At 63.4% G+C, this 20797-nt stretch carries 16 protein-coding genes; 5 read left to right on the plus strand and 11 right to left on the minus strand.

The window, feature by feature from the left end; genetic code table 11:
• Positions 1–281: 281 nt before the first annotated feature.
• From NKH19_RS16105 to NKH19_RS16120, 4 genes are all read right to left on the minus strand, one after another.
• A complete protein-coding gene (locus tag NKH19_RS16105; RefSeq protein WP_352863867.1) occupies positions 282–1187 on the minus strand; it encodes a DMT family transporter in 906 nt (301 codons plus the stop codon).
• 120 nt (positions 1188–1307) lie between these two features.
• Positions 1308–4394 (minus strand): excinuclease ABC subunit UvrB, encoded by a 3087-nt coding sequence (gene uvrB, locus NKH19_RS16110; protein ID WP_352863865.1) that lies wholly within the window; start codon positions 4392–4394, stop codon positions 1308–1310.
• A gap of 128 nt (positions 4395–4522) precedes the next feature.
• Positions 4523–6091, minus strand: coding sequence for a DUF2778 domain-containing protein (locus NKH19_RS16115; RefSeq protein ID WP_352863863.1), 1569 nt, complete (start codon positions 6089–6091; stop codon positions 4523–4525).
• 482 nt (positions 6092–6573) lie between these two features.
• Positions 6574–7830: a hypothetical protein gene (locus NKH19_RS16120; protein ID WP_352863861.1), complete on the minus strand. Its 1257-nt coding sequence runs from the start codon at positions 7828–7830 to the stop codon at positions 6574–6576.
• A gap of 107 nt (positions 7831–7937) precedes the next feature.
• Here NKH19_RS16120 and NKH19_RS16125 point away from each other — a divergent pair, with 107 nt between their 5' ends.
• Complete coding sequence (locus NKH19_RS16125; RefSeq protein WP_352863859.1) at positions 7938–8996, plus strand: CapA family protein; 1059 nt, start codon at positions 7938–7940, stop codon at positions 8994–8996.
• Positions 8997–9060: 64 nt separating this feature from the next.
• A complete protein-coding gene (locus NKH19_RS16130; protein WP_352863857.1) occupies positions 9061–10029 on the plus strand; it encodes a hypothetical protein in 969 nt (322 codons plus the stop codon).
• A 6-nt stretch (positions 10030–10035) separates the two neighbouring features.
• On the opposite strand, the gene NKH19_RS16135 is transcribed toward NKH19_RS16130, so the two are convergent.
• A complete protein-coding gene (locus NKH19_RS16135; RefSeq protein WP_352863855.1) occupies positions 10036–10497 on the minus strand; it encodes a YegJ family protein in 462 nt (153 codons plus the stop codon).
• 238 nt (positions 10498–10735) lie between these two features.
• Between NKH19_RS16135 and NKH19_RS16140 the strand changes: the two genes are divergently transcribed.
• Together NKH19_RS16140 and NKH19_RS16145 are read left to right on the plus strand one after the other, a co-directional pair.
• Complete coding sequence (locus NKH19_RS16140; RefSeq protein ID WP_352863853.1) at positions 10736–12358, plus strand: FAD-binding oxidoreductase; 1623 nt, start codon at positions 10736–10738, stop codon at positions 12356–12358.
• Between the two features lie 17 nt (positions 12359–12375).
• Positions 12376–12999: a hypothetical protein gene (locus NKH19_RS16145; protein ID WP_352863851.1), complete on the plus strand. Its 624-nt coding sequence runs from the start codon at positions 12376–12378 to the stop codon at positions 12997–12999.
• 9 nt (positions 13000–13008) lie between these two features.
• Here NKH19_RS16145 and NKH19_RS16150 read toward each other — a convergent pair whose 3' ends face one another.
• The 3 genes from NKH19_RS16150 to NKH19_RS16160 form a co-directional block, all read right to left on the minus strand.
• Entirely contained in the window at positions 13009–13530 is a 522-nt protein-coding gene (locus tag NKH19_RS16150) for a hypothetical protein (protein WP_352863849.1), read from the minus strand.
• Positions 13531–13722: 192 nt separating this feature from the next.
• Entirely contained in the window at positions 13723–14853 is a 1131-nt protein-coding gene (locus NKH19_RS16155) for a hypothetical protein (RefSeq protein ID WP_352863847.1), read from the minus strand.
• A 6-nt stretch (positions 14854–14859) separates the two neighbouring features.
• Positions 14860–15294 (minus strand): DUF4383 domain-containing protein, encoded by a 435-nt coding sequence (locus NKH19_RS16160; protein WP_352863845.1) that lies wholly within the window; start codon positions 15292–15294, stop codon positions 14860–14862.
• Between the two features lie 710 nt (positions 15295–16004).
• Here NKH19_RS16160 and NKH19_RS16165 point away from each other — a divergent pair.
• Positions 16005–16943 (plus strand): diacylglycerol/lipid kinase family protein, encoded by a 939-nt coding sequence (locus tag NKH19_RS16165; protein WP_352863843.1) that lies wholly within the window; start codon positions 16005–16007, stop codon positions 16941–16943.
• A gap of 79 nt (positions 16944–17022) precedes the next feature.
• On the opposite strand, the gene NKH19_RS16170 is transcribed toward NKH19_RS16165, so the two are convergent.
• The 3 genes from NKH19_RS16170 to NKH19_RS16180 are packed head-to-tail and all read right to left on the minus strand — an operon-like array spanning position 17023 to position 20761.
• The gene (locus NKH19_RS16170) at positions 17023–17940 is read right to left on the minus strand and encodes an NAD(P)-dependent oxidoreductase (protein ID WP_352863841.1); all 918 of its coding nucleotides are present in this window, start codon (positions 17938–17940) and stop codon (positions 17023–17025) included.
• The gene (locus tag NKH19_RS16175; protein ID WP_352863839.1) at positions 17937–19148 is read right to left on the minus strand and encodes a mandelate racemase/muconate lactonizing enzyme family protein; all 1212 of its coding nucleotides are present in this window, start codon (positions 19146–19148) and stop codon (positions 17937–17939) included. The genes NKH19_RS16170 and NKH19_RS16175 overlap by 4 nt, the downstream gene beginning before the upstream one ends.
• Complete coding sequence (locus tag NKH19_RS16180; RefSeq protein WP_352863837.1) at positions 19145–20761, minus strand: GMC family oxidoreductase; 1617 nt, start codon at positions 20759–20761, stop codon at positions 19145–19147. The genes NKH19_RS16175 and NKH19_RS16180 overlap by 4 nt, the downstream gene beginning before the upstream one ends.
• Positions 20762–20797 lie beyond the last annotated feature (36 nt).

Raw genomic sequence — 20797 nt, forward strand, 5'->3', positions numbered from 1 at the left:
CTCTTTGTCGGAGCATGATCTTTTCCGAAAACCGGTTCCCACTTTTCGGGATCATGCTCTAGCGGCTCAATGCACTTTGACGGTGTGCGTGCCGGCCATCAGGCTCGGCGTTGCTGCACCACGAAGGGCAGACCAAAAAATCGAAGCGGGAAACCCCGGACCGTCCCTGGTCAGCCCTGCAAGAAAGCTCGCAGGGCGGAAATCGGGCCACGCTGACGATGGTGACGAGAAAAATCGAACACGTGAGCCCTCCTTTCAAGACGTTCGAGTGTGCGGACTGACTACACCAAGGGCGTGGCGGAAGGCAAGGCTACCGCTTTCACCCGGCGCGGGAACGGATCGAGCACCAGTATGCAGCCACCGATGATCGCGACTGCGCCTAAGCCCTGGATTACGGTCAGCGACTCCCCAAGCATGCTGGTGCCGACCAGCACCGCGATCACCGTAACGGCGAATTCGACGCTGATCGTCCTGGTCGCGCCTATACTGGCAACCAGCCGAAAATAGACGATGTAGGTCGACGCGCTCATCACGCAGGAGAGGACGGCGAGATAGAGAAAGTCGATGGCCCGAGGCATCGCCGGCACCGGTACGGCGAGAAGCAATGGCAGCGTCATCAGGCCGCCTAATAGGAACGCGGCACTGGTGAGTTCCCACGAGCCGGCCGAGCCCAGATGTCGGTTTGCGTAATTGCTGCCGAAGGCGGCCGAGAAGGAACTAAACAGCGAGGCGGCGCAGCCGAAAGCGAAGGATGCGGTGATCGGCACCGCGGGAAAACCGACCAGGACGATGATGCCCAAGGCGCCGAGCAGCAGTCCGGCCAGCCCGCGAACGGTGATGCGCTCAAGCCCCCATAGCTGGCCGAGGATCATCGAGAACAGTGGGATCGCGGCAACAAGGATGGCCGCCACCGCCGTGCCGATGCGCGGGGTGGCATAGGATAGGCCGACAAGCTGCGCGGCAACCGTCGTCGCGCCGACAACGGCGAAGCGCCGCCAGCCGGCGCTGAAATCGAGCCGGCGTCGGGTCGCGGCGGCAAGCAGCAGGAGCGTGATGCCGGCGATCAGCGACCGCAAGGTGACCGCGCCGACCCAGCCGAAGGCGTGCACCACCTTGAGCAGCACAAGGAACGACAAGCCCCAGGTGACGGCCAAGAAGATATAGGCGGCGATGTCTTTGGGTTTCATTGTGCGGGCGGCCGTTTCTTGCAGTTGGAAGCGGAGAAGCTGCCGTGGCCCGTATCGTTTCGACTGGCAACTGACAAGGGTGGGGCGTGGTCCAGCCAGTCGACAGTGTGACCCCAAGCTCTACCGTCCCGGTCTGCCTGTCTTCCCCGGCCGGCGCTTCTCCCGGCGGACATCGCCTGGATCCTCGTATGAGCCGATGCCGGCGCGCTCACGCTTGACCGGCTTGTCACCCTCGATCGGCGTCTCTGTTCGCCGCACGGTCATCTCATCGAGTGAGTTCTTCTTGAACAGCGGCTTGGTGGCGTCGCCGGGAATGCCGAAGTCGGAACCGTGCGCCTCTTCGGCCGACTGCTTCTTGAACAGCGAGCGCGACACCGCACCGGCCGGCGTCGGCATATCGGTGCCCGGCCCCATGGCGTCGAGCGAGGGTTTGGTGAACAGCGGCTTCTTCACCGGCACGGCGCCGTCGGCGCCCATTTCGTCGAGATCAGGCTTGCGGAAGAGGTTGGGCCGGGCAGCCTTGGCCGTTTCTTCGGCGGCACGTGCTTCGTCGAGCTTGCGGAAACGGTCCTGTTCCTCTGATGTACGATGTTTGGCCACGCCCTTGTTGTGCTTGCCCTTTTCACGGCCCGAGACCGGGCTTTCCATGTCGGCGTATTTGGCCAGCGGGTCTTCGGAAATCGACAGTTCCATCTCGCGCAGCCGCTTGATCTCGTCGCGGATGCGGGCCGCCTTCTCGAAGTCGAGATTGGCGGCGGCGTCGCGCATCTGCTTCTCCATGGCATCGAGATGGGCTTTCAGGTTGTTGCCCATCATGGCGCCGGCGCCGTCGGTGAACTGCGAGATGTCGGCGCGGACGTGGTCCTTCTCGTAAACCGAATCCAGAATGTCGGAGATGCGCGACTTGACCGATTCCGGCGTGATGCCGTTGGCCTCGTTCCACTCCATCTGCTTCTCGCGGCGGCGGTTGGTCTCGGCCATCGCCCGTTCCATCGAGCCGGTGACCTGGTCGGCATAGAGGATGACCTTGCCGTCGACGTTGCGGGCGGCGCGGCCGATGGTCTGAATGAGCGAGGTCTCAGAACGCAGGAAACCTTCCTTGTCGGCATCGAGAATGGCGACGAAGCCGCATTCGGGAATGTCGAGGCCTTCGCGCAAAAGGTTGATGCCGACCAGCACGTCGAAGGCGCCAAGGCGCAAATCGCGCAGGATCTCGATGCGTTCCAGCGTGTCGATGTCGGAGTGCATGTAGCGGACGCGGATGCCTTGTTCGTGCAGATACTCGGTCAGGTCCTCGGCCATGCGTTTGGTCAGCACCGTCACCAGCGTGCGATAGCCGGCCTTGGTGGTGTCACGGATTTCGCCGACGACATCGTCGACCTGGCTCTTGGCCGGGCGTACCTCGACAGGCGGGTCGATCAGCCCGGTCGGGCGGATGACCTGTTCGGCGAAGACGCCGCCGGCTTGTTCCATCTCCCAAGCGCCCGGGGTTGCCGAAACGGCGACGGAGAGCGGGCGCATGGCATCCCATTCCTCGAAGCGCAGCGGCCGGTTGTCCATGCAGGACGGCAGGCGGAAACCGTATTCGGCCAGCGTCGCCTTACGGCGAAAGTCGCCGCGATACATGCCGCCGATCTGCGGCACGGTGACGTGGCTTTCGTCGATGAAGACCAACGCATTGTCGGGAATGTACTCGAACAGTGTCGGCGGCGGATCGCCCGGCTGGCGGCCGGTGAGATAGCGCGAATAATTCTCGATGCCGGCGCAGGAGCCGGTGGCCTCCAGCATCTCCAGGTCGAAGCGGCAGCGCTGCTCCAGCCGCTGCGCCTCCAGCAGCCGACCAGCCCGTTCAAGTTCCACCAGCCGGTGCTTGAGCTCTTCCTTGATCGACTTGATCGCCTGGTTCAGCGTCGGGCGCGGCGTCACATAGTGCGAATTGGCGTAGATCTTGACGCTTTTCAGCTCGCCGGTCTTCTGGCCGGTCAGCGGATCGAATTCGGTGATCTGCTCGATCTCGTCGCCGAACATCGAAATGCGCCAGGCGCGATCTTCCAAGTGGGCCGGGAAGATCTCGATCGTGTCGCCGCGCACGCGGAACGAACCGCGGACGAAGTTGATGTCCTGCCGCTTGTACTGCTGGGCAACGAGATCGGCGAGCAGAGCGCGCTGGTCGAGCCGGTCGCCGATCTGCATTTGGAAGGTCATCGCCGTGTAGGTTTCGACCGAGCCGATACCGTAGATGCAGGACACCGAGGCGACGATGATGACGTCGTCGCGCTCGAGCAGAGAACGCGTCGCAGAGTGACGCATGCGGTCGATCTGCTCGTTGATCGAGGATTCCTTCTCGATGAAGGTGTCGGTGCGCGGGACGTAGGCTTCCGGCTGGTAATAGTCGTAATAGGAGACGAAATACTCGACGGCGTTTTCGGGGAAGAATTTCTTGAACTCGGAATAAAGCTGGGCCGCCAGCGTCTTGTTCGGCGCCAGGATCAGCGCGGGGCGCTGCGTCTCCTCGATCACCTTGGCCATCGTGAAGGTTTTTCCGGAGCCGGTGACGCCGAGCAGCACCTGGGTGCGGTCGTTGTTGGCGACGCCTTCGACCAGATCCTTGATCGCTGTCGGCTGGTCGCCAGCCGGCTCGAAGTCCGACACCATCTTGATGGCGATGCCGCCTTCGGATTTCTCCGGACGGGCAGGGCGGTGCGGCGTCCACAGCACGCCGTCCTTGTGCAGCGGATTGCCGGACTCGATCAGCGCCGACAGCGCGGCGACGGTAGCGGTGACGCTGCCCGAGGCCATCGTCTCGGCGTCTTCCAATGAAATGTCGAGACCGGCGACCGGATTGAGGCCGGCTGCCGTGCGCTCCCTGGCTGATGCCGCGCCACCCATCGAGGTGCCGCGCGCGCTGCGCCCCGGCGAGCTTGAGCGCTCAGGTATCTTCTTCGATGGCTTCGGTGGTTTGCCACCATCGCCCTTGCCGACGAGACGTCCTTCCTTTTCGGCTTCCTGCTCGATCTGTTCGGCCCAATCCGCGATCGAACCGGTCAGCGGCGTGCCCGACAACTCCGGCTGGGGCATCTCCGCGAAGCTGCCTCCGTGCAGCGGCTCGGAGGCGTCGAGGAAATCGGTCAGCGGACTGCGCCGCTTCGGTGCGGCGCGGTCGTCATTCGCCGTCGGCGGCGTTTTTTTATCGGGAGATCTGGCCATGTCCCGAATATGGGATTTCCTGGCCAAAATGGAAAGAGCGCGGTGGGTAGAGGCGTACCGGACAATGCGGCTCCTGACAGTAGGCTGTCAGGAGCCGGCGGGAAGGTGCGGCCGAATGCCTGTAGGTACTACGCGCCCCTGGCGGCGGATGCGACTTGCGTCGGCGAAGACGACAGGCGCGGCACCACAACGAGGCGTTTGATTTTGCCCTTCTTGAAGGCGGCGAGGAAGCGCGCATAGTCCTTGAAGGCGACGCAACCGCTCGACTGGGCGTAGCGGCCCCGAAGCAGATAGGTATGGGCCAGGAAGCCGTCGCGATTGTATTTGTTGCGGCCATCGACCGGTGTCAGGCGCAAGGCCTCCACACCATGAAAGCGCGACTCGCGCAGCGACAGATTGTAGGTGTTGGGCGGTGTCGGTCCGCGGTTCTTCTGGTCGGCATAGCGAGGCTGGTCCACCATGGCGCCGACGCCCGAATGCGCCTCGAGCCTCGAGCCGTCAGGCATGTAAACGGTCCCGGCGCTGATGTCGTAGACGGCGACGCCATTGCTGGCTCCGCTCCTGGGGTTCGGTGAATTGAACAGGTTCTTGAATGCCTTGCCGAGGCCACCCGAAGGCGTGTCCGGCTTGGCATAGGCCAGCACGTTGCCGCCATCGGCCGGCCGTCCTTGCCGAGCCGGTTTGGCCGGTTGGTCAGTCTGGACCTGCTGGACGGTCCCGCGAGCTGGATTCGGCTGCTGGACAGGCTTCGGCTGCTGAACAGGTTTGGACTGTTGTGCAACCTCGGGTTGCGGCTCTTCGATCCGAGGGCGACGGGTCGGCAATGGCACATCGTCGGTGAGCGCGTCCGGCAGCGAGGCGGCGTCGCCGGGCTGTCCCTGCTGAGTTTCGACAGGCGAAACCGCGACGTCAGCCGACGAATCCTCGATTGGCAGCGGTGAGGCAAACGCTTCGTCGTCGACCGGCAGCGACTGCACGAGGGCCAGCGCCAACTGCGAATTATCCGGCGTCGTCGCGTCCGACTGGGCAAAGCCCATCGGTTGCGGCGCGGTCTGAACGACGACCGAGCCGGTATCCAGCCGGGCGAAGCGTTCCGCCTCCGGAGCCGGCATGTCGTCCGACAGACTGGCCATCACCGTGACGGATGGCACCAGCGACGCCTCGGCAATTCGCGGCGCGACGGTGGAAATCACGGGACGGGCCTCTGCGGCGACGACGGGCTTTCCGGCGCCGGCAAAGGCAGCGGCGAGCTTCATCGGCGAAAGCGACGCTTCCATGCGCTCGAAACGCTCCTGCGACCTCGACTTCGCATCAGTGGGAACGGGCTTTGCCTGCGCCACGAGGCGCGCGGATTTCTCCGCCCGCGGGCTCAACCGGGCAAGCTTGAAGCAACTGGCGCCGCACTGCACGGCATGGTCGTGAAGGGCCTGCGTGCCACCATGGGCATTGGCAAGGGCGAAGGGTGCTCTCAGAAAATGCTGCTTGATCGGATCGGCAAGGGCGAACGAACCCGGCATCGACAGGCTCCGCGGCAGGCTACCTGATGTCGCCGACAGCGAGGCGCCGACGGAGCTGAGGCCGACCATGGTGCCGATCAGCCACAGGCCAACGGCAGCGCTGATGCCGGGCACGGCGACCCAGCGGACGATCCGTTCAGGAGTGAAGGAAGAGGAACATGGCGCGTCGCAGGCGGTCACGCCGTCCCTACGCTCGTCCCCGGAATTTTTTTTACGCAACAACGCCATGCAACCAATCTTGCTCCAACCGGTTTCCCCCGTACGTGGCCTTGAGAGCCGCGACGACCATTCTGTGAGTGATCCCAGGTGGTCCCCGACGCGTTTGCCGCGTCTGTCGTTGGTTGCCGATTGCTTCAAAATGGACAAAGTTGGTTAATTAATCCCTCTCAAAACCAACGACGAGATGTGGATTTAGGTCAAATCAGGCCTCGTCCACGGCCAGGAAAGTGGTGTTGTTGCCTCTCCGACGTCGTTTTGCTGCCCGCTTTTGATCGCCGAGTCAAGCAAAACAGCCGTTTCTAAATTTTTTCGCGGCACCTTCAGCGATAAATGCAACGAAGCGACCGCCGGTGAAAATTGCCCAAATAGGCGCCTGTCTCAGGTAAAACCGTTGCCTGCTTGTCACAATTTCTTCGCCTGGACGGCCGCCTTGAGTGGCACCCTCAATTGAACCAAAGCGCAAACGTCAGAAACCCGCCGCCGCCGAACTGGCGCTGGATCTGGTCGAAATCGTCGCTGGTCAGGATCCTGCCGCTTTCGAGATAGGGCGCGATGGCCGGGCCTGTGATCGACAACACCAGGTCAAAGTTTTTTGGCTCGTCGAAGAAGCGCTTCACGTTGATGCCCTTATCGGTGATGCGGAAATGCGGCAGCAGCACGCGGCCTTCGAGGAGATCCTCGGCCATGGTCAAGGCGGCGAGCCAGGCCTGCACCTGCTCCTCGCCGACTTCGAGGCCGGTGAGCGGGTTCTCGCCCTTCTGCCGCGGTCCCGGCAGCCATTCGCGGTCATTGTCGGTCTCGGCGCGGATCGCCTTCCAATCCTCGCGCGACAGCCGGATCATTTCCAGCAGATGACGGCGTGCCGCTTGCCGGCGCTCGGGTTCGACCACCGGCCAGTTGACGAGATGCACCAGCGAGATGAAATCGGCAATGCGCCACTCCGACGAGAATATGCTGCTGCCCGTGTCGCCGGCCGGCGGCACCAGGATATCCTGCAACGGCAGCTTGGCGCGCGGGAACAGCATGTGGAAGGACCCGTCGAAGGTGCTCCTGAAATCATGCGCCAGCCAGAAATCGGCCTGCGCCATGAGGAATTCGGCATAGCCCTGCAGCCAATAGCCATCGGCGCGATCGAAGCGGAAGGTCAAAGAGGGGGCTGCATCGTCTGGCGCGCTGCCGCCGCGCGACAGCGAGGCCATGATGGCGGCCATGCTTTCATCAGGCGCGATGGTGCCGTCCTCGTTGAGATCGATGCCGGTATGGGTGAGATCGATTGCCATGCCGGTATCGGCGCCCGCCGGCACCGACGCAAACGTGGCGGCGGATTTTTCGAGCCGGTCGCGGAAGGCGACCAGAATGGCGCGGAACTGCTCGTAGGTCAGCGGTTCGGGGTTCGGATTGTCGGGCACCGGCAGCCGCATCAGCGGCAGCATGAAGGATTGCGGGCTTTCGAAGCCATGACGGTGCAGGCCGCCGGCCAGGATTTCCAGTGCGGTGAAGAACTCGCCGGCGCCGGCGGCGTAAGCTGATGCCGGGTCTTTTGGCGCGGCGGCCTCCAGCGTCGACAGGGCGCTGTCGCGCGCGGCCACGGTCTTCGCCTCGAACAGAGCGGATGCCGCTTCGGGCATAGCCGCCGTCGCGGAAGACAGCGGCACAATCAGCATGAAAGCGGATGTCAGCAGGCTTGCCAGTCGTGTCATCTTTCCCCCCAAATATTTGTCGCGCGGAACAAACATACACCATTTGCAGCGTCGCGCTTCAACCCGTCCCGAGGACGGTCTACACAAGGCAAACAATTGGGCGCCGCGTGTCGAATTATCCGTTTTCCTACAAGCTGTCCTGGCTGCCGCGTTTTCTGAAGCCCTCGCTTGCCGGCGGCGCGCAAGACTTTGCGCCGATGGCGGGAACGCTGATGAATCCGCCACCAAGGGAGGCAGTGCGGCTGGCCTTCGTCGGCGACATCTCGGCGGTGGCCAACCGCACCGCGCCGGACTGCGACCCGGAGGTCAAGAGGCTGCTCGGAGCTGCCGATGTGGTGATCGGCAATTGCGAAAGCCCTGTCGTGGACAGACCAAGCGCGGCGCTGGGCACGAGGCTCGGCACGCATCATGCGATGAGCGAGCGGTTCCTGGCCGAGGCGTTGGCGGCGGCTGGTATTGCGCGCGAAAGGCTCGTGCTGTCACTGGCCAACAATCATGTGCTCGACCAGGGCGTCGCCGGTTTCGACGAGACGGTCGCGGCGCTGCAGCGGCTCGGCATCCGCACGGTCGGCCAGGCCGCCAATGGTCCGGTGGTGCCTGTCCAGGCCGGGCCGCTGGATATCGGCTTCGCCGCCTTCACGCTGTGGCGCAACGCCGATGAAAACCTGTTCGCCGGGCGCGTATCGATGGACAGCGATCCGGCCGGCTGGCCGCGCTATGGTGTCGATCTTCTTTGTGCCGTGCCGCATTGGGACTGGGAGTTCCGGCATTTTCCGCGCGCCGAGACGCGGGCGCTGGCCAGGCGGCTGGCCGGGCAAGGCGTCGGGCTGATCGCCGGCCATCACGCCCATGTCGTGCAGCCGGTGGAAAAGATCGACGGGACGATCGTCGCTTACGGGCTCGGCGATTTCCTTGGCACCGCCTTTGCGCGCCAGACATGGCCGGGCCGCATCGGAGGAATCTTCGTCGTCGATGTCAGCGCCGATGCCGGCACACGCGGCGCCATCGCGTCTTACCGGCTGCATCCCTTCATGCGCGTGCGCGCCGGCGACCATGAGCGGCTGGTGTTGGTGGAAAGGTTGAAGGGGCGAATGCGCGGCAGGGTGGAAGGTCGGCTGCGGGTGATATTTCCTTCTCCCCCAGGCGAAGAAGGTGTCACCGCTTAACCGTCTGGCGGCCCCTGCAAAACCGGCTATCATGCGCCGGCAGAGGCAGGCTTGCGGGGTGGCGATGGAAACAGCGGATTTCATGCCTGGCGCCGCGGTGATTGCCGGTATCCGGAAAGACATCGAGGCCTATGAGGCGGCAAGGGCCTCCGCGGCCAGCCAAGTGCGCTGGCGGGTGCCACTGTTCGTCGGCCTTGTGCTGGTGTTCGTGGCGCTGGTCGCCTGGCTGTTCAACAAGGTCGCCGACCCCAACGAGCAATGGTTCTCGACGCCACATGTGTTTCTCTATGGCATCGGCTTGGTGGCTTCGAGCGTGCTCTACTTCCAGGCCATGCAACCGGCGACGCGGCTGCAGCAATCGTTCCGCGAGACGCTGCTGCCAATCATCTTCGGCTTCATCGCGGATATGCGTTACCAGCATGGAGGGAGGCCGAACTCTTTCGACCGGCTGCCGCGCGAGGCGGTCGGCGCTTTCAACAAGCAGTCGTTCGACGATGTCGTTTCGGGCCGTTACGAAGAGTTTCCGTTCGAGCTTTACGAAGCAGAACTGCGAGTAGGGTCGGGCAAGGATTCATCGAGAGTCTTCAAGGGTGTCATTGTCGCTTTCGAAGCGATCGAGCCGTTCCCGGGGGTATTGGTGGCGACGCGCCGGACCAATGCGGTCGTCGGCTTCTTCCGCGGCATGTTCGCCAGCAAGATGCAGGACTTGTCGTGCGGCGTGCCTGAACTCGACGCCGCCTATGAATTCCGCACCGACAATGCCGAGGCGGCGCGGCCGCTGGTGACAGGCCGCCTGGCGCAGGCACTGAAATGGCTGGGCGAAACCTGGCCGGACGACCCGGCCCGCGTCGCGCTCAACGGCAGCGATGGTTTCCTGCTGCTGCCGCAGACGAAGAACTTCTTCGAACTGCCGGATATTTCGGTGCCGCTCGACTACACCACGCATGTCGCGCCGATGATATCAGACATGGGCGCGATGCTGGCGACGGCGGCGCTGGTGCGCAAGGTCGGCGCGAAGGACGAGATCGGTTAATCGCTGTCAGCAGTCGAAGCCGTATTGGTCGCGCATGAAGTCTGCCTCTTCTTTCGACATTTTCTTGAACATCACACAGACGGTGAAGCTGCCGATCTGATGGCCGCCGCGTGTGTATCCCCAGTCGGAAATATCGCTCCTGGTGAATTCTATGTTCTGCCCCAGGACGACGTTGTGCACTCCCTCCGGCTGGTTTGCCAATATGCCGACAAAGCCGGTTTCGGTGCGTCGGAACGGGATGACCCAGAAGTGTTCGCTGACATTCCCGTCCCGCACCTTGACCTTCAGTTTGAACCTGTCCGTGCCGGAGGGAGGAGCCTCGGACAGTGCCAGGAAGTCGTCCAGGCTGGCGAGTGCCTGCGCGGTCGCCGCCGCCATCTCTGGATCGTCGGGAGTAAAGATAACCGTCTTGTCGTCGCCTGGATCCGCGCCTTGTGCACCGGCCGATCCCGGAGCAAGCGCCAGCATCAGGGACATCATGGTCCGGACTGCGAGTTTCATGGAAGGCCCCCCTCACCGTGGTCGCAGCCATCATGGTGCATCCATTCCGGGTTTGCAACCGGAGCGCGAGTTTCATCCGCTTCAAGCGATGGTCGAGCCGACAATGGTTCATATCGATATCGATTTTCTGACGGAACGTTCTTCCGCGCGACCACTATGGTTTTTGCCAGCAGGCCGCGCTATCCCTTGGCCACGGGGGATACTCATGGCTGACGAACAAAAGGGATTTCGGCTGTCGCGGCGGCTGTTGCTGGGTGCGGCTGTCGTCGGCGGCGCGGTGCTGTGGGGCGGCAACACGGTGGCGCGGCTGGCGCGCGGGCCTTTGGGACCGAAGAACGCGGGCCGCATCGCCGATATCGACGGCATCGCGCTGCCGCTGAAGCCGCTGGAGAGTGCGCCGGCGTTTGACGCGTCGCTGCCCTGGTCGGCAAAAGGCGGCGACATCAACGATGCCAGCGGTCTCTCGAAGACGCCGGTCTATGGCGTGGTCGAAGTCAGCAAGGAGGAGCACATCGCCAAGGCGCTGGCCTTCGCGCGCGCCAATGGCTTGAAAGTGTCGCTGGCGGCCATCCGTCATTCGATGGGCGGGCACGCCTTCGACGACAATGCGCTGGTACTCGACCTCAGAAAATTCAACAAGGTGACGGTCGACGCCGCGGCGAAGACCATGACGCTGCAGCCGGGCGCGCGCTGGCACGATATCCAGAACCTCTTGCATCCGCGCTTCGCGGTGAAGGCAATGCAGTCCACCGACATCTTCTCGGTCGGCGGCTCGCTGTCGGTCAATGCGCACGGCATGGATCATCAGGCGGGTTCGGTGGCGAGCTCGATCCGCTCGATGCGGGTGATGCTTGCCGACGGGTCGGTGACGACCTGTTCGCCTGCCCAGAACACCGATCTGTTCCGCCACGTCGTCGGCGGCTACGGCCTGTTCGGCGTGGTGCTCGAAGCCACGCTCGATATCGTCGACAACGCCGTCTACCGGACCTCTCGCGAAATCATCAAATCCGACGATTTCCCGAAATTCTTCGCCGAGGTGCTGGAGCCGAACAGGGCGATCGGCCTGTTTTACGGCCATCTGTCGACGGCGCCGCGCAATTTCCTCGAGGACATGATCGTCTACCGTTATGACAAGGTGGCCGAGCAGCCGCCGGCGGATCAGCCCGCGATCGGCGAGCCGGGTTCGGTCGGGCTGAAGCGCGTGATCATCAACATGGCGAAATGGGGCAGCCTGTTCCAGGAGCTGAAGTGGTTCACCGAAAAGACGCTGGAGCCGAAATTCGAGAGCTGCACGGTGGCTCGCAGCTCGGCCATGGCCGAAGGCGAGGCCTGCCTCGTCACCCGCAATAACCCGATGCACGATTCAGTGCCGTATCTGTTCAACGACCTTTTGGATGAGACAGACATCCTGCACGAATATTTTATTCCACGCGCCGCCTATAATCCATTCATCGCGGAAGCCCGCGATATTCTGCGCAACCAGACGCTGCCGGTGCTCAATGCTTCGGTGCGCATCGTCCACAATGAGGATGTCGCACTGACCTACGCGCCGGAGCCGGCCTATTCGCTGGTGCTCTACATCAACCAGCCGACCGATGCCGACGGCAACGCCAGGATGCGGGCGCTGACCCGAGCGCTGATCGATGTGACCATCAAGCATGGCGGCCGTTTCTTCTTGCCCTACCAACTGCATTATACGGCCAAGGAGTTGCTGGCCTCCTATCCCGAGTTGCCGGCCTTCCTGGCGGCGAAGCGGCAATATGACCCGACGGAACTGTTTTCCTCGACCTTCTACCGTGCCATCAAGGCGCTGAGCGGGGTGGCGTAAAAAGCAGGAGAACAGCCATGCGCATGGTATCGGCGGCGGCACTCACCCTCATTGCGCTGTGCGCCGGACCTTCGGCAGCCGAGGATCTCAAGGCCTTCAAGCTGACGATCGACGGCGTGACCGTCGATATCGATCCCGGCGAGAGCACAAGCATGACGCTGCCCGGCGGCAGAAAGAGCAAGGTGACGCTCGAGCGCAACGACTTCGCCACCTTTTCCGGCGGCGATTTCTCCTTCGTCCATCCGAGCGATATTTCGGTGACCAAGACCGACCTTGGCGAGAACATCACGCAGTATCTGATGGCGTCGGCGCTGGGCACGATCGTTGTCGTGCAGGAATACGGCAAGATGAATCCGGTGTCGCTGAACCAGCTGATGCTGCAGGAGATGACCAAGGAATCGGTGCAGGCCGGTGCCACGCTTACGCAGGAGCCGACGACGCGCAAGCTCGCCGACGGCAAGGAATTGACCGGCATAAAGGCTGTCGTGAAGACACGCACCGACACGGCTGATTTCGAGATCGTCGGCTTCGGCGTTGCCGATCGGGGGCTGCTGTTCATCACCCGCATTGCCGGCGAGGACGTGGCTACCGAAAAGCCGCTGATCGACAAATTCTGGCAGAGCCTGAAGGTGAAGTTGTAGCTGTAGGGACTACAGCCCCTTCGGCACCAGTCCGGCCAGCCAGCTTACGGAGCGTTTCGCTGCGTCGGCGGTCGCGGAAGCGGCGCGGCCAAGGTCGGTCTTGACCACGGCGTAGCCGTTTTTCGTGCGATAGAGCACGCCGGTTCCGCCGTCGACCACCTGTTCATAGGCGACGGGCCGGGCGGCGTCGGCTTCCATGGCCGTCGTCGGCGAACCGACCGGGACGCTCGGCCGGTGGCTCAATTCAGGCGGCAATGGACTTTCGGTTCTGACAATCCGGCTGGCTGGCTTCAATTCCGGGCGCGACGCGGTCGCGGCCAGCTGCGAGGAGGACGACGAGCCCTTCGTGCGGCAGATGCCGGAGACGAGCGGATAGTTGAAATTGCGCTCGTGCAGCATCTGGCTTTTCATCGCGGCCTCGCACTCGGCGACGGTCGACCACTTGGCCGGCGTCTCACCGATATATTCGCACAGCTTGGCATCGCAGTCGCAGCCGACAATGGTCATGGCGACAAGGGCGGTCTTGATCACGGTCTCGTCCCTTCGAGATGCCCCCCGGCAACCCATTCAGGTTGATGTCGTGATCCCAAAACCGGATTCCACTTTTGGGCGACATGCAACACTCCATCGCGCGCGAACAAGGCGGGATTTGGCCGCGATTGTGGAATGGGCGTGGCGGAGCGCTCGAAACGCATAATCCTGGCCGGGCGTGGCCGAAAGGCCTCAGTAGTCATAGACATGTTCAAGCCGGGCGCCCGACTTGATCAGCGCCGGCAGCACGAGATGCAGCTTGCGCACGGCGACGACCATGCCGGTGCGGCGCGTTGCCGGATCGGCCGGCAGAGGATAGCTGAACAGGATGCGCATACCTTCGGGGATGGCCATCGAGTCGGTGGAGAGCATGGTGACCATGATCTCGTCGTTGCCGCCGATCTCGACGAACGACACGCCCTTGTCGATCAGGCGCGGAATCATTTCGGTGAACACCTGATAGCGCTTGGTGACGAAGATGGTGCCATCGGCGCCTAGGTCGCGTTCGAGCAAGGTGTCTGGCTCGTCGCGCGTGGCTTCACCGACCGGCCCCTTGGCCCAGACATGGATGTCGAGGAAGGCGGGGTTGGTCGTGGCGGCGAGGGCCTTTTTGATCAGGTCGGCGTAGCCTTGCTTGATGGTGTCGGCGAGGCCGAATGCCAGCTTGCGTTCGCTGGTGCGAATGGAACTGTCGCTCGGCGCCGGCTGCACCGCAAACAGGCCGGCGCGCTTGTCGGCATAGGGGAACTCGTACCACGGCACCTGGTCGAGGAAGGCGGCATAGTCGGCCGCCACCTTGGCCTGATAGATGTCGACGGCGGTTCGCTTGCCGGCTGTCGCCTCGGTGATACGGCCGACAGTGTTCTCGTAGGCCCACTGCAGCATATGCTCGATCGAGTGGCTGGTGCCGATGATGACCAGCATCTGCTGGTTGGCGTAGTTGAACTTGTAGGGAGAGCTGGCGCGGATCACCATGGCGTAATCCTGCCAGAAGCGTCCGACATAGGACCAGTAGGGGAAGCCGCTCGGCTGGTCCTTGTCGACGAAGCCGGCATATTCGCGCGCGGCGTAGACGATCGACCATTCCGGATAGGTGAGGAAGGTCGATTCCTCCGGCCGCTGGTAGCCGGGGATCTCGGCGCGGACCTTGTCGGCCAGCGCCTTGGGCGGAGCGCCGTCGGCAATGCCGGGCAGCGGCGTCTTGTCGAGAGACGACGTCGTCAGGAAGCCGTAGCTCAGCCCGACGATCGGAATGAGGATGACGATGACGATCAGCCAGAGGATCGTCTTGATGATGCGCTTCAGCCAGCGAAACAGGAACATGGCCGATCAGGCCGTGGCGAAGTGATCGTGTACGCGCTTCGCCAGCCAGAAGCCGACATAGACGGCGAAGCCGCCAATGACGATGTGCGGCAGGTTGGCGAAGAAGCGGGCCGGGAATTCGATATCGTTGAGGGAGCGGAAGCCGTTGATGAAGATGCCGGCATCGAGGCAGCCGGAACCGGTGATCAGCCCGAGCACGCCGTCGAACAGGTAGACCGAGCCGAACAGCTTGAAATAGAAAACCGCCTGGCGGTGCGAGATGAAGGCCGCGGCCAGCGCCCAGACGCCGGAGAAGGCGTGCAGCAGGTCGTCATACCATTGCAGCGAGAATAGGCCGAACAGATTGCCTTCGGCATCGTTGAACGGCGGTATGTAGCCGATAGCGACGACGCCGAAGAACAGGAAGGCATAGGCAACGGCAAGCTTCTGGATCAACGTCATGAAGTATCCCCCTTCTACGAGCCCGTTTCGCAAACAGACTCTGACGACGCGCCGATACTAACCGATTTTAACGCGCGGTGAAGCGGCGCTCGCAAGATCGCCGGCAAAGGGGAGAAAAGACAGTCGGCGCCGGGATTTCTCCCAGCGCCTCCCTGTCAGATCAGGACACGGTCGCGGCAGCAACTTCCGTAAAGTCGTCGCGCCTTGCCGGCCTTGATTTTGACGGTCCTGCCAGTCCGCCACCCGAAAGCAGCGTCCGTTCGGGACCACACCGGTCTCCACCCTTGCGGGCTTTGCCCTGCGCGCCATCGAAGGTTTTTGCCGTCCTTCATGGCAGCATCGGTCCGCCGTCGGCGTTGGCACGCTTTCCGCGGCCCCGTAGGTCTCGGCTCCGTCCCTCGAAACAGGCAAGCCTGCTCTCGCTTCGGTCCGTACGGGCCTCAGGAAATCCGCCTTTCACTTCGCCTTTCGGCTGGGTGATCGGTAGCCGCCTGAGATGGGTTTAACTTACGCTGGGAAAGGGCTTTGCGAAATGGCCGAGGGCCTGTGGATAGCGGGATTATCGGGGACCAACTAACGAGAATGCGATTTTCCGATCCGTCGTATGGTGGGCGGCATCGGTAGACATTCGGCCTTGCCCTGCCGACCGGTGCGGGCTTCAATGCCGGCAAGGATTCGAGGCGCTTCGATGTCCTTGCGGGAGGGTGCGCTTGAAAGTCGGGGTGATTCTCAATCCGATTGCCGGCGGCGGCCGGCTGAAACGGCATTGGCCTGATGTCGCCGCATCGCTGAAAAAGCATTTCGGCGAATTCGAACTGCGCGAAACGCAGGCCGAAGGTGATGCAGAAAGGCTGGCGCTCGATCTTGCGGCTGAAGGCTTCAATCTGGTGATCGCGGCGGGCGGTGACGGCACCGCCAGCGAAGTGGCCGACGGGCTGCTGCAGGCGATCCAGGAGGGCGGCAGGACGACCGAACTCGGTCTGTTGCCGTGCGGCGCCGGCATCGATTTCGCGCGCGGCCTCGGCCTGCCGAAGGAGGTGGACGCGGCGCTGAGGCGAATCGCCGAGGCCAAGGCGCGCAAGGTCGATGCCGGGCGCATCTGCTACATCGACGACCATGGCGCGCTGGCCAGTCGCCACTTCATCAACATCGCCAGCCTGGGCCTGTCCGGCGCCACTGACCGTGCCGTCAATGCCGACAAGCGCAAGGGCAGGATGCCGGCCAAGGCGCTGTTCCTGTGGCGCACCGTTGTCGAGTTCATCCGCTACCGCTTCCAGGATGTCAGGATCACTGTCGATGACGGCGCCCCGGTCGAGGCGCGCATGGCGCTGGTGGCGGTGGCCAATGGAAAATTCTTCGGCGGCGGCATGATGATCGCGCCGGATGCTGAACTGACCGACGGGCAGTTCGACATCGTCATCCTGCGCGCCGCCGGCAAGATGAAGCTGATCTGGGACATCCGCCTGCTCTATGGCGGCCGGCACCGCAATCATCCAGCAATCACCATCCTGCGCGGCAGGAAAGTGGTGGTCGAACCGCTCGGCGATGTGGAGAAGAACGGCGCGCTGGTCGACATAGACGGCGAGTCGCCCGGACGCATACCCGCGACCTTCGAGATCCTTCCCGGCGCGCTGACGCTCAGATACTGAATCAAGCCGTTAACAGACTGATTCAGATGGATCCGCCGATGGATACAACCATCTGATATTGCTTGATATCTAGCCGGCGTCAGATTTCGAGTTTGGCCGGAAAGCCGGGCGCGCGCAGGTCGGTGCCGACGGCATCTTCGAGCAATTTGACGATCTGGGTCGACCAGGCGCTGCCGCCATAGGCAGCCTTGCCTTGCTCGAAAATCGCGTTGACGCGCGATGCCAGGTCGAGCGGCACGCCTGATTGTTCGCCCATGGCGAGTGCGAAGCCAAGGTCCTTCAGCGCCAGGTCCATTGTGAAGCCGATGTCGTAGGAGCCGTTGAGAATAAGCTGGCTTTCGGTCTCGTGGACGAAGCTGTTGCCGGAGGAGGCCACGATGGCGTGATAGGATTGGGCGAGGTCGAGACCGCTCCGTTTGGCCAGCATCAGCGCTTCGCCGGCGGCGACAAGGTGGACGAAGGCGAGCATGTTGGTGATGACCTTGATCACCGCCGCCGAGCCGATTGGTCCCATCAGGAAGGACTTCGCGCACATCGCTTCGATCGCCGGGCGATGACGCTCGTAGAGCGCCGCATCGCCGCCGACCAGCGCGGTGATCTTTCCGGCCGCCGCCAGATGCACGCCGCCAGTGACCGGGCATTCCAACGTCTCGACGCCCTTGGCCGAGGCGAGGGCGGCGAGGCGAAGAATCTCGTCGCGGCCATTGGTCGACATCTCGATCCAGGTGCCGCCCTGGGGCAACCCTTCGAGCAAGCCGCCGGGGCCAGCCAGCACCGCTTCGCTGACCTTGGGCGACGGCAGGCAAGAGATGGCGTTGCCGGCCATCGCTGCGGCCTCGGCGGGACTGTTCGCAGCGGAGGCGCCGAGCGCAACGAGGCGCTCGACAGCGGCGGGATCACGGTCGAAGACAGTGACGGCAAAGCCGTTGCGGATCAGGCTGGCGGCAAGGTTGCCGCCGAGATGGCCCAGTCCGATGAAGGCGTAGCTTTCGCTCACGGCATCAACGGCGTCTGCATCATCTGCAGATGCAGCTCCTTGCCGGTGTAGGGATGGGCGTCGCAGACCGCTTCGTTGAGCTCGACGCCGAGGCCCGGCTCCTTCGAGGGGATGACGTTGCCGTCCTGCCACTCGATCTTCTTCTTCAGCAGCGTGGCGTGAAATCCATCCCACTGTTTCAGGGATTCCAGGATGAGGAAGTTTGGCAGCGTCACCGCCAGCTGGATGTTGGCGGCGCCGACGATCGGCCCGCAATAGCAATGCGGCGCGATCTGGATGTGATAGGCCTCCGCCATGGCGGCGATCTTCTTGGTTTCGAGAATACCGCCGGAGCGGCCGAGGTCCGGCTGCAGGATGGTCGCGGCGCGGTTCTCGATGACGCGGGCGAATTCGAACTTGGTCGTCAGCCGCTCGCCGGTGGCAATCGGGATCGAGGTCGCGCGGGCCACTTGCGCCATCACTTCGGGCATATCAGGCGGCACCGGCTCTTCGAACCACAGCGGATCGTAGGGCTCGATGGCGCGCGCCATGCGCAGCGCGCCGGACGCGGTGAACTGGCCGTGCGTGCCGAACAGGATGTCGGCACGGGTGCCGACAGCCTCGCGGATCGCCTTGACCATGCGGGTGGACAGGTCGATGTCGACAAGGCGCGGCTGGTGACCGTCGAAGGCGGTGTAAGGGCCGGCTGGATCAAGCTTGACCGCGTTGAAACCCTGCTCGACATATTCGAGCGCGCAAGCGGCGGCGAGATCGGGATCGTTGTAGACGTTCCTGCCGTGCGCGTCCTCGGAATGGACGCTGCCGCTGTGCGGGTAGAGATAGGTGTAGGAGCGCAGCGTTTCGTGCACCTGGCCGCCGAGCAATTTGTAGACCGGCTTGTTGGCCTCCTTGCCGATGATGTCCCAGCAAGCCATTTCCAGCGCCGAGAAGCAGCCCATGCCGGACACGTCGGGGCGCTGGGTGAAGCCGGAGGAATAGGCGCGGCGAAAAAAATTCTCGATGTCGTGCGGATCGCGGCCGACGAGATAGCGCTCGGCCATGTCCTCGACCATTTTCGCCGTGACATGGGCGGAAAAGGTGGCGTTGTAGGCTTCGCCATAGCCGACGACGCCGCCGTCTGTCGTGAGCTTGACGAAGATGAAATATTTGCCGCCGATGCCGGGCGGCGGATTGCCGACAACCCAGGTCTTGACGTCGGTGATCTTCATTCTTGGTCCTCCAGAACCAGTTCGGCGCCCTTCCAACCGGTCATGATCGAGGCGGCGTTGGTGTTACCGGTAATGTTGTCGGGAAAGATCGAGGCATCGATGACGCGCAAGCCTTCGATGCCGTGCACCTTGAGGCGCGGATCGACGACGGCGCGCGAGGGGTCCGGTCCCATGCGGCAAGTCGACACCGGGTGATAGACGGTCCCCGAGCGCTTCCTGAAATCCTGGATCAGATCGGCGTCGGAGGTGATCGACGGACCGGGCAGGACCTCTTCCTCGATGATCTCGGCCATCGCGGGCATCGAGGCGATCTTGCGCACGAACTTCACCGCGTCGAGCATCTCGGCGACGTCGGCCTCGGTCGAATAGGCATTGGCGACGATTTTGGGGTAATCGCGCGGGTTGGCCGAGCGGATCATGATCTCGCCACGGCTCGACGGACGGCAATTGGACAGGCCGATGGAAAAACCCGGCCATGGATCCGGCGTCAGGATCGGGCGCTCGCCGCTTTTGGGAATGACGGTCGAGAAGGCCTGGAAATAGAGCTGCATGTTGGGGCGGGTCGCCGCCGGGTCGGTGCGGAAGAAGCCGCCGGCATTGTTCATCGACAGCGACAGCGGGCCCGAACGCGTCAGGATGTATTGCATGCCGACCAGCAGCTTGCCCCACCACGGACGCAGGATCTGGTTGAGCGTCGGCAGCCGGCCCTTGAAGGTGTAGTTGATGCCGACATGGTCCTGCAGATGCGCGCCGACATTTTCGTTGGCATGGACGATGGGAATGCCCAGCCCCCCAAGCAGAGCGGACGGGCCGACGCCGGACAGCTGCAGCAATTGCGGCGAGTTGACCGAACCGCCCGACAATATGACCTCGCGGCCGGCACGCGCCATCTTCGTCTCGCCGTTCTGCAGATATTCGACGCCAACGGCGCGCTTGCCCTCGAACAGGACTTTTGTCACGAGTGCATTCATCTCGACGCGGACGTTCTTGCGCTTCATCGCCGGGCGCAGGAAAGCGCGCGCCGCCGACATGCGGCGGCCGTTGCGGGTCGAGATCTGGTAGACGCCGACGCCTTCCTGGACGGCACCGTTGAAATCCGGGTTGAGCGGCAGGCCAGCCTGCTGGCCGGCAGCGAGATAGCGCTTGGTCAGCGGGTGGACGGCATCGGCACAGTCGGTGATGTGCAGCGGGCCGCCGACACCGCGCCATGCGTCGGCGCCGGCCTGGTTGTCCTCGAGCGCCTTGAAGGCGGGCAACAGGTCGTCATAGCCCCAGCCGGGATTGCCGGCGGCGCGCCAGGCGTCGAAATCCTCGCGCGCGCCCCTGATCCAGACCATGGCGTTGATCGAACTCGAGCCGCCGAGCAGTTTGCCGCGCGGCCAGTGGTCGGCATTGCCGGCAAGGCCCGGGTCCGGCTCGGCCTTGTAGTTCCAGTTGACATCAGGATCGAAGAAGGTCTTGCCGTAGCCGAGCGGCATCTGCACGTAGAAGCGGCGATCGGTGCCGCCGGCCTCCAGCACCAGCACCGAAAAGCGTCCCGAGGCCGAGAGCTTGTCGGCCAGGACCGAGCCGGCCGAGCCGGAGCCGACGATGATGAAATCATAGGTCTGCATGATGGGTCTGCATGATTGGTTCGGGCGGCGCCGGAA

Source organism: Mesorhizobium sp. M1338 (assembly GCF_040318045.1).
In the GTDB taxonomy this organism is placed as follows: domain Bacteria; phylum Pseudomonadota; class Alphaproteobacteria; order Rhizobiales; family Rhizobiaceae; genus Mesorhizobium.

Excerpts from the sequence above, each read along its gene's own strand:
- NKH19_RS16130 (WP_352863857.1), top strand. The coding sequence starts at position 9,061 with ATGGAAACAGCGGATTTCATGCCTGGCGCCGCGGTGATTGCCGGTATC.
- uvrB (WP_352863865.1), bottom strand. The coding sequence starts at position 4,394 with ATGGCCAGATCTCCCGATAAAAAAACGCCGCCGACGGCGAATGACGAC.
- NKH19_RS16160 (WP_352863845.1), bottom strand. The coding sequence starts at position 15,294 with ATGACGTTGATCCAGAAGCTTGCCGTTGCCTATGCCTTCCTGTTCTTC.
- NKH19_RS16105 (WP_352863867.1), bottom strand. The coding sequence starts at position 1,187 with ATGAAACCCAAAGACATCGCCGCCTATATCTTCTTGGCCGTCACCTGG.
- NKH19_RS16155 (WP_352863847.1), bottom strand. The coding sequence starts at position 14,853 with ATGTTCCTGTTTCGCTGGCTGAAGCGCATCATCAAGACGATCCTCTGG.
- NKH19_RS16140 (WP_352863853.1), top strand. The coding sequence starts at position 10,736 with ATGGCTGACGAACAAAAGGGATTTCGGCTGTCGCGGCGGCTGTTGCTG.
- NKH19_RS16175 (WP_352863839.1), bottom strand. The coding sequence starts at position 19,148 with ATGAAGATCACCGACGTCAAGACCTGGGTTGTCGGCAATCCGCCGCCC.
- NKH19_RS16145 (WP_352863851.1), top strand. The coding sequence starts at position 12,376 with ATGCGCATGGTATCGGCGGCGGCACTCACCCTCATTGCGCTGTGCGCC.
- NKH19_RS16180 (WP_352863837.1), bottom strand. The coding sequence starts at position 20,761 with ATGCAGACCTATGATTTCATCATCGTCGGCTCCGGCTCGGCCGGCTCG.
- NKH19_RS16120 (WP_352863861.1), bottom strand. The coding sequence starts at position 7,830 with ATGACACGACTGGCAAGCCTGCTGACATCCGCTTTCATGCTGATTGTG.
- NKH19_RS16135 (WP_352863855.1), bottom strand. The coding sequence starts at position 10,497 with ATGCTGGCGCTTGCTCCGGGATCGGCCGGTGCACAAGGCGCGGATCCA.